This window comes from Phycicoccus jejuensis (genome assembly GCF_000720925.1).
Classification (GTDB): Bacteria; Actinomycetota; Actinomycetes; order Actinomycetales; family Dermatophilaceae; genus Phycicoccus; species Phycicoccus jejuensis.
Genome location: NZ_JOEE01000004.1, coordinates 344,087 through 356,487 on the forward strand (window position 1 = coordinate 344,087; position 12,401 = coordinate 356,487).

At 73.9% G+C, this 12,401-nt stretch carries 10 protein-coding genes; 7 read left to right on the forward strand and 3 right to left on the reverse strand.

What is annotated here, in order from left to right:
- Positions 1 to 119: 119 nt before the first annotated feature.
- Complete coding sequence (locus IG69_RS0110135; protein WP_030528049.1) at positions 120 to 1,496, reverse strand: dihydrolipoyl dehydrogenase family protein; 1,377 nt, start codon at positions 1,494 to 1,496, stop codon at positions 120 to 122.
- 87 nt (positions 1,497 to 1,583) lie between these two features.
- Here IG69_RS0110135 and IG69_RS0110140 point away from each other — a divergent pair, with 87 nt between their 5' ends.
- Positions 1,584 to 3,557: a TIGR03960 family B12-binding radical SAM protein gene (locus tag IG69_RS0110140; protein ID WP_030528050.1), complete on the forward strand. Its 1,974-nt coding sequence runs from the start codon at positions 1,584 to 1,586 to the stop codon at positions 3,555 to 3,557.
- Between the two features lie 316 nt (positions 3,558 to 3,873).
- Here IG69_RS0110140 and IG69_RS0110145 read toward each other — a convergent pair whose 3' ends face one another.
- On the reverse strand, positions 3,874 to 4,311 hold the full coding sequence (locus IG69_RS0110145; RefSeq protein WP_030528051.1) for a YdeI/OmpD-associated family protein: 438 nt from the start codon (positions 4,309 to 4,311) through the stop codon (positions 3,874 to 3,876).
- A 107-nt stretch (positions 4,312 to 4,418) separates the two neighbouring features.
- On the opposite strand from IG69_RS0110145, the gene IG69_RS0110150 reads away from it, so the two are divergent.
- The 5 genes from IG69_RS0110150 (at position 4,419) to IG69_RS0110170 (ending at position 9,958) form a co-directional block, all read left to right on the forward strand.
- Positions 4,419 to 5,435 carry a potassium channel family protein gene (locus IG69_RS0110150; RefSeq protein WP_211250992.1) on the forward strand — a complete coding sequence of 339 codons (1,017 nt, stop codon included), beginning with the start codon at positions 4,419 to 4,421 and terminating at the stop codon, positions 5,433 to 5,435.
- Positions 5,436 to 5,467: 32 nt separating this feature from the next.
- A complete protein-coding gene (locus IG69_RS0110155) occupies positions 5,468 to 6,418 on the forward strand; it encodes an acyl-CoA thioesterase (RefSeq protein ID WP_030528053.1) in 951 nt (316 codons plus the stop codon).
- A 69-nt stretch (positions 6,419 to 6,487) separates the two neighbouring features.
- Positions 6,488 to 6,820 carry a PadR family transcriptional regulator gene (locus IG69_RS0110160; protein ID WP_030528054.1) on the forward strand — a complete coding sequence of 111 codons (333 nt, stop codon included), beginning with the start codon at positions 6,488 to 6,490 and terminating at the stop codon, positions 6,818 to 6,820.
- Positions 6,821 to 6,844: 24 nt separating this feature from the next.
- A complete protein-coding gene (locus IG69_RS0110165) occupies positions 6,845 to 7,807 on the forward strand; it encodes a permease prefix domain 1-containing protein (RefSeq protein ID WP_030528055.1) in 963 nt (320 codons plus the stop codon).
- Between the two features lie 153 nt (positions 7,808 to 7,960).
- A complete protein-coding gene (locus IG69_RS0110170; RefSeq protein ID WP_211250993.1) occupies positions 7,961 to 9,958 on the forward strand; it encodes a S53 family peptidase in 1,998 nt (665 codons plus the stop codon).
- A 75-nt stretch (positions 9,959 to 10,033) separates the two neighbouring features.
- Here IG69_RS0110170 and IG69_RS0110175 read toward each other — a convergent pair whose 3' ends face one another.
- Positions 10,034 to 11,401, reverse strand: coding sequence for a transaminase (locus tag IG69_RS0110175; protein WP_030528057.1), 1,368 nt, complete (start codon positions 11,399 to 11,401; stop codon positions 10,034 to 10,036).
- Between the two features lie 155 nt (positions 11,402 to 11,556).
- Between IG69_RS0110175 and IG69_RS0110180 the strand changes: the two genes are divergently transcribed.
- Positions 11,557 to 12,315 (forward strand): TIGR03936 family radical SAM-associated protein, encoded by a 759-nt coding sequence (locus IG69_RS0110180; RefSeq protein ID WP_030528058.1) that lies wholly within the window; start codon positions 11,557 to 11,559, stop codon positions 12,313 to 12,315.
- The last annotated feature ends 86 nt before the right edge of the window (positions 12,316 to 12,401 follow it).

Consider the following 12,401-nt stretch of genomic DNA (forward strand, 5'->3'; position numbering starts at 1 on the left):
GCTGCAGGGTCAGCGGGTCACGGCCGGCTCCACCACCTCCAGGAGCCGAGTGCGGAGGTGGCAGCCGGGGCGACCACTTCCGCACTCGACTCCGCTGGACAGAGGGGAGGAGGGGGGTGTCAGCCGAGGTCGGCGAGCGCGGTGGAGACGGCGCGGTGGAAGGTCGGGTAGGCGAGCACCTGCTCGCGCAGCACTGCCGTGGGCACCTTGGCGTGCACCGCCGTCGCGAGCATCGAGAGGACCTCGCCGCCCATCGGCCCGACGGAGGTCGCGCCGACGAGGTGGCCGGCCGCCCGGTCCTCGACGAGGACGATGACGCCCTCGCCGCCGGGGCCGTGGATCCAGCCGCGCGAGCTCTCGCCGAGCGGTGCCTGCCCGACCCGGACGTCGACCCCGGCGTCGCGCGCCTGCTGCTCGGTCATCCCGACGGCGCCGACCTCGGGGTCGGTGTAGGTGACGCGGGGGACGGCGTGGTAGCTGGCCCACGGTCCGTCCGTGCCCGTGATGTCCCGCACGGCGATGCCCGCCTGGTACATCGACATGTGGGTGAAGGCGCCCTTGCCGGTGATGTCGCCGATGGCCCACAGCTTCTCGCCCGCGCGCATCCGCTCGTCGGTCTCCAGCGAGCGGGCGGCGGGGTCGAGCCCGATTGTCTCGAGGCCGATGTCGTGGAGGTTCGGGCGGCGGCCGGCGGCGACGAGCAGCCGGTCGGCGTCGAGGTCGAGGTCGGTGCCGTCGGCGTCGGTGACCGAGACGGTGAAGCGACCGTCGGCGTGGGCGACCGACCGGATGGAGGCCCCGGCCAGGACCTGGATGCCGTCGGCCGCGAAGGAGGTGGTGACGACCTCGGAGGCCGCGGGCTCCTCGAGCGCGAGGATGCGCGGCGCCATCTCGACGAGGGAGACGCGCGTGCCGAAGCGCGCGAAGGCCTGCGCGAGCTCGGCACCGATCGCGCCGCCCCCGACAACGACGAGGGAGGCGGGGGCCTCGGTGGCCTGCAGCGCCTCGCGGTTGGTCCAGTACGGGGTGCCGGCCAGGCCCTCGACCGGCGGGGCGGCGGGGGCGGTGCCGGTGTTGAGGACGACGCCGACCGTCGCGACGTACCGGGTGCCGCCGACCTCGACGACGCCCTCGCCCGCGAGCCGCCCGTGCCCCCGCACGAACGTGACCCCGGCGTCCTCGAGGCGCTGCACCGCGACGGTGTCGTCCCAGTCGTCGGTGGCCTCCTCCCGGATGCGGCGCGCGACGACCGAGAAGTCGGGGGAGGTGGTCGCGGCGCCGGCCAGCGTCCCGACCCGGTGGGCCTCGGCGAGCGAGTTCGCGGCACGGATCATCATCTTGCTCGGGATGCACCCGAAGTACGGGCACTCGCCGCCGACGAGGCGCTCGTCGACGCCGACGACGGACAGGCCGGCCTTCGCCGCCTCGGTGGCGACCGACTCACCACCGGGGCCGAGGCCGAGGACGACGAGGTCGACGTGCTGCTCTTCGCTCATGGGGCGAGCCTCGCACGCCCGGCGCCACCTCGACACCCGTCGCGACGCCGGTTTGGGTGCCGCTCGCGCCCGACCTACCCTTGGGGGATGCCCGGTGAGTCCGTCTTCCCCGCCCTCGAGCCGCTGCTCGAGCAGGTGAGCAAGCCCATCCAGTACGTCGGGGGCGAGCTGAACTCGACGGTCAAGCCCTGGGAGGTCGCCGGCGACGCGACCGTCCGCTGGGCGCTCATGTACCCCGACGCGTACGAGGTCGGCGTGCCGAACCAGGGCGTCATGATCCTCTACGAAGTGCTCAACGAGCGCGAGGACGCCCTCGCCGAGCGCACCTACGCCGTCTGGCCCGACCTCGAGGCCCTGATGCGCGAGCACGGCGTCCCGCAGTTCACGGTCGACGCCCACCGGCCGGTCGGCGACTTCGACGTCCTCGGGATGTCGTTCTCGACCGAGCTCGGCTACACGAACATGCTCACCGCGCTCGACCTCGCGGGCATCCCGCTGCACGCGGCCGACCGCGACGAGACCCACCCGATCGTGCTCGCGGGCGGGCACGCCGCGTTCAACCCCGAGACGGTCGCCGACTTCGTCGACTGCGCCGTCGTCGGCGACGGCGAGGAGGCCGTGCTCGCGGTCACCGACATCATCGGTGACTGGAAGCGCGAAGGTCGCCCGGGCGGCCGCGACGAGCTCCTGATGCGCCTCGCGCGCACCGGCGGCGTCTACGTCCCGCGCTTCTACGACGTCTCGTACCTGCCGGACGGCCGCATCCAGCGCGTCGCCCCCAACCGTCCCGGCGTGCCGTGGCGCGTGTCGAAGCACACCGTCATGGACCTCGACGCCTGGCCCTACCCGAAGCAGCCGCTCGTGCCGCTCGCCGAGTCGGTGCACGAGCGGATGTCGGTCGAGATCTTCCGTGGCTGCACCCGCGGCTGCCGCTTCTGCCAGGCCGGGATGATCACCCGCCCGGTGCGCGAGCGCTCCATCACCGGCATCGGCGAGATGGTCGAGCGCGGCCTGGCCGCGACCGGCTTCGAGGAGGTCGGGCTGCTCTCGCTGTCGAGCGCCGACCACTCCGAGATCGCCGACGTCACCAAGGGCCTCGCCGACCGCTACGAGGGCACGAACACCGGTCTGTCGCTGCCGTCCACGCGCGTCGACGCCTTCAACATCGACCTCGCGAACGAGCTGACCCGCAACGGTCGCCGCTCCGGCCTGACCTTCGCGCCCGAGGGTGGCTCCGAGCGCATCCGCAAGGTCATCAACAAGATGGTCAGCGAGGACGACCTCATCCGCACCGTCGCCGCCGCGTACGGCGCGGGCTGGCGGCAGGTCAAGCTCTACTTCATGTGCGGCCTTCCGACCGAGACCGACGAGGACGTGCTCCAGATCGCCGAGCTCGCCAAGCGGGTCATCGAGACCGGCCGCCAGGTCAGCGGCCGCCGCGACATCCGCTGCACGGTGTCCATCGGCGGGTTCGTGCCCAAGCCGCACACGCCGTTCCAGTGGGCCGCCCAGCTCGGCGCCGACGAGACCGACGCGCGCCTGCAGAAGCTGCGCGACGCCATCCGGTCGGACAAGCAGTTCGGCCGCTCGATCGGGTTCCGGTACCACGACGGCAAGCCGGGCATCGTCGAGGGCCTGCTCTCGCGCGGCGACCGCCGGGTCGGCCGCGTCATCGAGGCCGTGTGGCGCGACGGCGGTCGGTTCGACGGCTGGTCCGAGCACTTCTCGTACGAGCGGTGGATGGACGCCGCCGAGCGCGAGCTGCCGCCGCAGGGCGTCGACGTCGCCTGGTACACGACCCGCGAGCGCGAGGAGTCGGAGGTCCTGCCGTGGGACCACATCGACTCCGGCCTCGACAAGGAGTGGCTCTGGCAGGACTGGCTCGACGCCGTCGACGAGGTCGAGGTCGACGACTGCCGTTGGACGCCGTGCTTCGACTGCGGCGTCTGCCCGCAGATGAACACCGAGATCGAGATCGGTCCGACCGGCAAGACGCTCCTGCCCCTCACCGTCCTCGGCTCCGGCCGCGAGCGGATGGCCGAGGCCGCCCACACCCACTGACCGCGAGGATCCGCGTCGTCACCGTGACGGCGCGGAACTTCCGGGACGACGCGGATGCATCCGCGTCCCGAGGGATCTTCCCCGTCATCACGGTGACGGCGTGGAAAGTCCGGAGCTGGGTGCGACAGCGATAACCCCGCACGTGCGGGCTTGGCGCGGGCGCCGGCCGGGACGGACAGCGATAACCCCGCACGTGCGGGCTTGGCGCGGGCGCCGGCCGTGACGGACAGCGATAACCCCGCACGTGCGGGCTTGGCGCGGGCGCCGGCCGGGACGGACAGCGATAACCCCGCACGTGCGGGCTCGTCGGCGGCGGTCAGGCGCGCAGGCTCGCGACGACCGTCTCGACCCGCCGGGCCCGCGTCTCGGGCTTCTTCGCCGCGACGACGGCCTCGGCGTGCCGGCGCTGCGCGCTGTAGGTCAGCGCCTCCCACGCCCGGGCCGCGTCCGCGTCGGCGGCGAGGGCCGCGGCGAGGTCCTCGGGGACCTCGACGGTGCGCGGCGCGTCGTCGAGGACGACCGTGACGGTGTGCGTCTCGCCGGCCGCGATGCCCGCGGCCTCCCGGACGGCGGCGCTCGCGCCGAGGAGGAAGCGCCCGCCCATCGCGGCGATGCTCGTGCGCCACGTGTGGCCGGCCACCGTCGCCGCGACCTTGGGGCGTCGCCCGCCGCCGAGCGCCTCGACGACCTCGTCGGGGACGACGAACCCCGTCGTCGTCCCGCCCGTGGCCTCCAGCTGCGTCGTGAACTCCATGGGGGGAGTGTGCCCGCCCGGCGCCGGGCGGGGGACTGACCGAGCCGACCCGTGGCGTCGGCCGCAACCCTCGGCGCGCACCTGTCCGCCGGTGCCACGATGACGACGTGGGCCGGCCCAGCAGCAGCAGCGGACGCCGCTCGCTGCTGCTCGGCACCGACTCGGCGGGTGACGCGGTCCGACGGATCGCGGTGGCGCTCACCGCGCTCGCCGTCGTCATCGTCGTCGGGACACTGGGTTACCTGGTCCTCGGCTTCACTCTGCTCGAGGCGCTCTACCAGACGGTGCCGACCGTGGCGACGGTCGGCTTCCGCGAGGTCCGGCCCGTCGGCCCCACCGGGGAGGCCATCACCATCGTCCTCATCCTCCTCGGGGTGGGGACCGTCCTGTACAAGCTCGGGGTCCTCGTCGAGGCCGTCACCGAGGGTCACCTGCGCGAGCACCTCGGGAGGCGCCGGATGGAGCGCGACATCGCGCGGCTGCGCGACCACGTCATCGTCTGCGGGTTCGGCCGGGTCGGGCGCTCCGCGACCCGCTACCTGCTGGACCGCGGCCACGCGGTCGTCGTCGTCGACACCGACGCCACCCGGCTCGAGGGCCACACCGGCCCGTTCGTCCACGGGGACGCCGCGAGCGACGACACCCTGCGGGCCGCCGGCATCGACCGTGCCCGCGCCCTGCGCCGCGACCTCGTGATCATCAGCCGGGCCCGCACGCTCGGCTCCAAGGAGAAGCTCGTCCTCGCCGGCGCCACGCGGGCGGTCAACCCGCAGCTCATCGGCGGCCGGAGGATGGCCTCCTTCGCCCTGCACGCCGACGTCGCGGAGTTCCTCGACGAGGTGATGCACGACGACGACCTCGACGTGCGCATCGAGCAGGTCCGCCTCGCCGACACCGACGCCGTCGTCGGCCGCACCCTCGCCGAGGTCGACGTCCCGGGGACGTGCGGGTGCCAGCTGCTCGCCGTGCGCGCGCCGCGGAAGGGGCCGTTCACGCCGTCACCGCCCCCGCAGACCGTGCTGGCCGCCGGCGCGACGCTCATCGTCTTCGGGACCCCCGACCAGGTCGGCCGCCTGCGCGCGCTCGCGGCCGACGGGCGCGTCCCGACCGTCGTCGACGGCTGACGCGCCGCCGGCGCCCCTGTCAGGATGACGCCGTGGACGAGCGACCGACCCCGCCCCGCGCCATCACGCTGCGCTTCCTCGCCGCGCCGACCGACGCCGGGCACTCCGGCTCGGTGAGCGCCGGCCGGGTGCTCGAGTGGATCGACAAGGCGGGCTACGCGGGCGCCGCCGGCTGGAGCGGCACGTACTGCGTCACGGCGTACGTCGGCAACGTCCGCTTCACCCGTCCCGTCGAGGTCGGTGACCTCGTGGAGGTGACGGCCACCGTCGTCCACACCGGCCGCTCGTCGATGCACATCACGGTCGACGTCGCCTCGGGCGCCCCGCGCACCCGTCGGCTCGAGCCGGCCACGCGCTGCCTCATCGTCTTCGTCGCCGTCGACGCCGAGGGCCGCTCGACCCCCGTGCCGCCGCTCGTCCCGGCAACGCTGGGGGAGGAGCTGCAGCAGCGCTGGGCGGTGCGCCGGGCCGAGCTCCGCGCCGAGGTCGAGGCCGCGATGGCCGGCCAGGTCTACTCGGACGCCGGCACCGCCCCGCGCGTCACGATGCGCTTCCTCGCCGCGCCCACCGACGTCAACTGGGGCGGCAAGGTGCACGGTGGCATCGTCATGCGCTGGATCGACGAGGCGGCGCACGTCCTCGCCACCCGGTGGACGGGCAGCGCCGACAACGTCGCGATCTTCACCGGCGGGGTGCGCTTCTACCGGCCGCTGCGCATCGGCCACCTCGTCGAGGTCGAGGCGCGGCTGCTGCACACCGGCCGCACGTCGATGCACGTGGGCGTCCACGTGCGCTCCGGCGACCCCGCCGACGGCGAGGGCTCCCTCGAGCTGACCACCTACTGCCGCACCGTGTTCGTGGCCCTCGACGCCGAGCGGCGGGCCGTCCCGGCGCCGACCTGGACGCCGGTCAGCGAGGAGGACCGGGACCTCGACGCCCATGCCCTCGAGCTCGTCGCCATCCGGGAGCGCTTCGGCGACTGACCGGGGCACCGGGGGATCGGTGAGCGTGTGTCGTTGACGATGGTGTGCGACACACACTATCGTGTCGGCATGACCTCACCCGACGACCCGACCCTCGCGGGGCACCTCCAGGAGCTGCGTCGGGGCACGGTCGTCGTCGCCGCCCTGGCGAGCCTGCGGACCGCGGGCTACGGCTACGCGCTCCTCGAGACGCTGGGCCGGGCCGGCTTCGAGGTCGACGCCAACACGCTCTACCCGCTGCTGCGCCGGCTCGAGAAGCAGGGCCTGCTCACGGCGGAGTGGAACACCGAGGAGTCCCGCCCGCGGAAGTTCTACCGGACGAGCCCCTCCGGCGAGGACGTCCTCGCCGCCCTCCGTGCCGACTGGCGCGCGCTCGACGCCGCCATCACCGACCTCGCCTGACCCGACCGACCGGAGGAGCCCACCATGGGGAGCCTGACCGACCGCTACGTCTCCGCCACCGTCCGCGAGCTCGCGCAGGACCAGCGCGACGACGTCGACCGTGAGCTGCGCGGCACCATCGAGGACATGGTCGAGGCCCGCCTCGACACCGACGCCGCGACCGACCGCGAGGAGGCCGAGCGCGCCGTCCTCGTCGAGCTCGGTGACCCGGTCCGCCTCGCCGCGGGCTACACCGGCCGTCCGCTGCACCTCATCGGGCCGGCGGTCTACCCCGAGTGGCGCCGGCTCGTCACCCTGCTCGTCACCGTCATCTCGCCGATCGCCGCGGTGGGGACCCTCGTCGTGCGGCTGTTCGTCGACGACGTCGCGACCGACGGCGTCGGGCCGGCCTTCGGGAGCGCCGCCCTGGCCGGGCTGACCACGGCGTTCCACGTCGTGTTCTGGACCACGCTCGTGTTCGCCATCCTGGAGCGCGCGCAGCCCGGCGCGGGAGTCATGGGTTGGACGCCCGACCAGCTCCCCGACGCCCCGTCCTCGCGACGGTCGGTCGGGCGGTCGGAGGCCGTGTTCTCGGTCGTCGCCCTCGTCGTCATGGCCCTCGCGGTCGGCTGGCAGGAGACGAGCTCGCCGGTCCGGGTGCGCGGGGAGGCCGTGCCGGTGCTCGACCCCGCGCTCTGGTCGGGATGGCTGCCGCTGTTCCTCGTCCTGCTGGCCGCCCACGCGGCGCTCGTGCTCGTCGCCCTCCGGGCTCGCCGCTGGACGTGGACGACGGTCGGCGTGGGCGTCGCCCTCGACCTCGCGGTCGCGGCGCTGCTCGTCGGGCTCGCGCAGACCGACCGGCTCTACGACCCCGCGTTCGTCGCCGCGCTCGTCGACGGCGGATGGGCGACCGCGGGCCGCGACCTGCGGGTCGCCACCGTGCTCGGCGTCGTCGCCGTCACCGTCTGGGACCAGGTCGAGACCGCCCGGCGGATGCGCAGCCGCTGACGCCGGCTGAGGACCTGCTGAGGACGCCGGCGCGGGGCCGCCCTGCGCCGGAGGGCGATCCGTGACATCCGTCAGGGTGCGAAGCGGGCTCGCGGGGTGAGGCTGCGCGTCACGGGGCCACCGCCCCGTGACAGGTCTCCCAGGAGGTATCCCGTGACAGGAACCACTCGTGGGACGGTGGCGCTCGTCGGCGCCGCCGTCCTCGCCGCGACCGGAGCCGGGGCGCTCGGCGCCGGCGCGGCCGCCGCTGCACCGCACGGCACCGGCCGGCACACGGTCAGCCCCGCCCCGGCGTGGACCACGCGGGCGCAGGCCCAGCGCTCCGGTGCGGCGACGTCCGGCCCGACGACCCGGGTCAAGGTCTGGCTCGCGCCCCGCGACGGGGCCGGCCTGCGCCGGCTCGCGGCCGCGGTCTCGGACCCGTCCTCGGCGCAGTACGGGCACTACCTCGACACCGCGCAGTACGCGGCGCGCTACGCGCCCACCGCCGCGACCGTCGACGCCGTCAGCGGATGGGCCCGCGGCGCGGGCCTGCACGTCGACACCGTCGGCACCGACCGCCACTTCGTCGAGGTCTCCGGCAGCCGCGAGGCGGTCTCGTCGGCCTTCACGGCGAACCTGCGCACCTTCACGCTCGACGGTGCCACGGGCACGGCCCCGACGAGCGCCGTCACCGTGCCCGACGCCCTCGGCGCGCAGGTCCTCGCCGTCACGGGACTCGACACCGTGACGCACCGGACCCGGCCCGCGCAGGAGGGTGGCCGGGGCACGGCGTCCACCTCGACGGCCTCGCCGAGCGACCTCGGGCCGCCCGCCGGCTTCGTCAACTCGACGACCTGCGGCGCGTACTACGGCCAGAAGGTCGACCGGACCGACCCGGCGTTCGAGGGCAAGCACCTGCCCTACTCGGTGTGCGGCTACACCCCGAAGCAGCTGCGCTCGGCGTACGGCATCACCGCGTCGCACCTGACCGGCAAGGGCGAGACGGTGGCCATCACCGACGCGTTCGCGGCGCCCACCATCGAGGAGGACGCGAACACCTACGCGACCCGCCACGGGGACAAGGCCTTCCGCCGCAACCAGTTCACGCAGGCCAACGACACCACGTACGACCCCACGAAGGTCGAGGAGTGCGGTGGCAACGGCTGGTACGGCGAGGAGACCCTCGACGTCGAGGCCGTCCACGGGATGGCGCCCGACGCGACGGTCGCCTACTACGGCGCGGCCAGCTGCTACGACGACGACCTGCTGAACTCGATCGCCCGCGTGGTACACGACAACAAGGCCTCGCTCATCTCCAACTCGTGGGGCGAGCCGACCTACGTCGTCGTCGACGGCGTGAAGACGCCGACCATCGACGACGCGCTCGTCCAGGCCTACGAGTCGGTCATCCTCCAGGGCGCCGTCCAGGGAATCGGCACCTACTTCTCCTCGGGTGACGACGGCGACGAGGGCGCGAACACCGGTGTCGTGTCGCCGGACTGGCCCGCGGCCGACCCCTACGTCACGGCAGTGGGCGGCACGGCCCTCGCCATCGACAAGCAGGGCCGCCGCCAGTTCGAGACCGGCTGGGGCACCGAGAAGTACACGCTCTCGAACGGTGCGTGGGCGCCGGTCGGCTACCTCTACGGCGCCGGCGGCGGGTGCAGCGACCGCTTCACCAAGCCGTTCTACCAGCAGCACACGGTGACCGGCTGCGCGATGCGCGGCGTCCCCGACGTCGCGATGGACGCGGACCCGACCACCGGCATGCTCGTCGGTGAGACCCAGGTCTTCGACGCGCCGACGCGCTTCGGCCAGGGAGTCCGCTACGGCGAGTACCGGATCGGTGGCACCAGCCTCGCGTCGCCGCTCATGGCCGGCCTCCAGGCCACCGTGCAGCAGCACCGTGGCCGCATCGGCTTCGCCAACCCGTCGCTCTACCGCCTGGCCCGCACCTCGGGCGTCTTCTACGACGTCCGTCACCAGGGCGACCGCGGCAACGTGCGCGTCGACTACGTCAACGGCCTCAACGCCGACGACGGGCTCGTCCCCAGCGTCCGGACCTTCGACCAGGACTCGAGCCTGACGACCGGTCGTGGCTGGGACGACGTGACCGGGGTGGGTGCGCCGACGGCGCGCTACCTCGCCACCGCCTCACGGCGGCACTGACACCCGGCCTGCCCCCGGGTGCGCAGCAGAGGGCTCGGCCGCCACGTGCGGCCGGGCCCTCGTGCGTGCGCGGGGTCAGGCGTAGAGCGCGCCGACGACCTCGCGGAAGGTCCGGGTGTGCAGGTCGACGTCCTCCCGGGTCGTGTCCGGGCACATGAGCGCCATGTTGTGGAACGGCGTCATGAGGATGCCGCGGTTGACCGTCGCCAGGTGCATGTACGCGTCGATGTCGTCGTCGTGGGCTGCGGCGGCCTCCTCGCCGGACCGCGGTGCGGGACGGGCGAACCGGTACTCCGAGCGCGCCCCGAGCCGGCTCACCGACCACGGCACGTCGTACTCGTCGAGCGTCGCCTGCACGCCCTCGGTGAAGGCGCTCGCGAGCGAGGTCATGTGCTCGAAGGCCTCCTCGGTGAGGACCTCCGCGAGCGTCGCCCGCATCGCCGCCGTCGAGAGGGCGTTGCCGGCGAGCGTCCCGCCGACACCGCCGACGTCGATGATGTCGGCCTCGCCGGTCTCGGTGTGCCGGGTGACGGCGCGCGCCACCTCCTCGCTGATGCCGTAGGCGCCGCAGGGGATGCCGCCGCCGATCGACTTGCCGATGACGAAGATGTCGGGCTGCAGGTCCCACGCCCGGGTCGCGCCGCCCCAGCCGGCCGAGAACGTGTGCGTCTCGTCGATCATCAGCAGCGCGCCGTGCTTCGTGGCGAGCTCGCGCAGCCCCTCGAGGAAGCCCGGCTCGGGCAGGACGATGCCGATGTTCGTCAGCGCCGGCTCGGTGAGGATCGCGGCGACGTCGCCGTGGGCGAGCTCGCGCTCGACCGACGCGAGGTCGTTCCACGTCGCCGCCCGGGTCGTCATCTCGAGCGGGACCGGGGGAGCGACGTTCCCGGGGCGCGAGACGGTCGTGCCGTCGGGGCCGGGGACCGCGAACGTCTCGTCGACCGACCCGTGGTAGCAGTAGCCGAAGACGAGGATCTTCGAGCGGCCGGTCGCGAGCCGGGCCAGACGCACCGCCCACCGGTTGGCGTCGGTCGCCGAGAGGGTGAAGCTCCACAGCGGCATCGTGAAGCGCCGGGTCAGCTCCTCGCCGACCCACTGCGCGTCCTCGCTGGGCAGCATCGTCGTGATGCCGCCGAGCTCGCCCATCCGCCGGGCGACGGCCGCCGCGGTGGGCGCGGGGGAGTGGCCGGCCATCGCACCGGTGTCGCCGAGCGCGAAGTCGACGTAGGTGTGGTCGTCGACGTCGGTGATCCGGTTGCCGCGGGCGTGGTCGAGGTAGAGCGGGAAGCCGCCGCTCCACTTGTTCATCCAGGTCATGGGCACGCGGCCGAAGAGGTTGCCGCCGGCCTCGTAGAGCGCGCGGCTGCGCGGGTGGTCCGCGGTGTACTGCTCCTGCTCGGCGGCGAGGAGACGGGCGAGTCGGGCGCGGTCGGTGCTCGGCATGGAGGCACGATAGTGCTGCGGATGGCGTGGCGAGAACCCCCGCTCGCCACTCGATCCGTGACCAGCGGACCTCGGGCCTCCTCGATCCACGGTCTCCGTCGACGCCGACGGGGCCGGTTCGGTCGACCGGCCGCCGCCTCCTACGCTGGGGCACCATGGCCCGCCAGCGCACCCCCGACGGACCCCCGCCGCCCCCGGCGGTCCAGAAGCTCCGCATCCGCTACGCCAAGCGCGGCCGGCTGCGCTTCTCGTCGACCCGCGACTTCTCGCGGGCGCTCGAGCGGGCGCTGCGCCGCTCCGGCGTGCCGATGGCCTTCTCGGCGGGCTTCCACCCGCACCCGCTCATCTCCTACGCCAACGCGGCGCCGACCGGCACCGCGAGCGAGGCCGAGTACTTCGAGATCCGCGTCACCGAGCGGGTCGACCCCGAGGCCGTCCGGGCGGCGCTCGACGAGGCCCTGCCCGTCGACCTCGACGTCCTCGAGGTCGTCGAGGCCGGACCCGGCGCGCTCGCCGACCGGCTCGAGGCGAGCGAGTGGGACCTGCGCCTGCGGGGCAGCACGCCGGAGGAGCTGGAGCCGGTCGTCGCGGCGTACCTCGCCGCCGAGCGGGCCGAGACCACCCGCACCTTCAAGTCCGGCCCCCGCACGTTCGACACCCGCGAGGCGGTCCTGGACCTGCATGTCGCCGGGTCCGACGAGGAGGGGTGTGCGATACTGCGGATGGTCGTACGGCACACCACACCGTCCGTACGCCCCGATGACATCCTGACCGCACTCCACGCGGTGACGGGGTTCGCACCACCGGTTCCACCACTGGTGACCCGACTGGCGCAGGGCCCGCTCCGTGAGGACCGTGCCGGGGTGGCCGACCCGTTGGCCGCCGACCGGGAGGCCGTCGGCCCCGAGAGGTGACGCGCCCCCCGCGCGAGCCGATCGAGGCAGCAGCTGACTTCCGTGCGGGCCGCTCGGCCCATACGATCCGATCGTGCACCGCACGG

Bases quoted from the DNA above. Each gene is read 5' to 3' on its own strand.
- IG69_RS0110180 (WP_030528058.1), top strand. From the start codon at position 11,557: ATGGCCCGCCAGCGCACCCCCGACGGACCCCCGCCGCCCCCGGCGGTC.
- IG69_RS0110160 (WP_030528054.1), top strand. From the start codon at position 6,488: ATGACCTCACCCGACGACCCGACCCTCGCGGGGCACCTCCAGGAGCTG.
- IG69_RS0110135 (WP_030528049.1), bottom strand. From the start codon at position 1,496: ATGAGCGAAGAGCAGCACGTCGACCTCGTCGTCCTCGGCCTCGGCCCC.
- IG69_RS0110140 (WP_030528050.1), top strand. From the start codon at position 1,584: ATGCCCGGTGAGTCCGTCTTCCCCGCCCTCGAGCCGCTGCTCGAGCAG.
- IG69_RS0110165 (WP_030528055.1), top strand. From the start codon at position 6,845: ATGGGGAGCCTGACCGACCGCTACGTCTCCGCCACCGTCCGCGAGCTC.
- IG69_RS0110145 (WP_030528051.1), bottom strand. From the start codon at position 4,311: ATGGAGTTCACGACGCAGCTGGAGGCCACGGGCGGGACGACGACGGGG.
- IG69_RS0110175 (WP_030528057.1), bottom strand. From the start codon at position 11,401: ATGCCGAGCACCGACCGCGCCCGACTCGCCCGTCTCCTCGCCGCCGAG.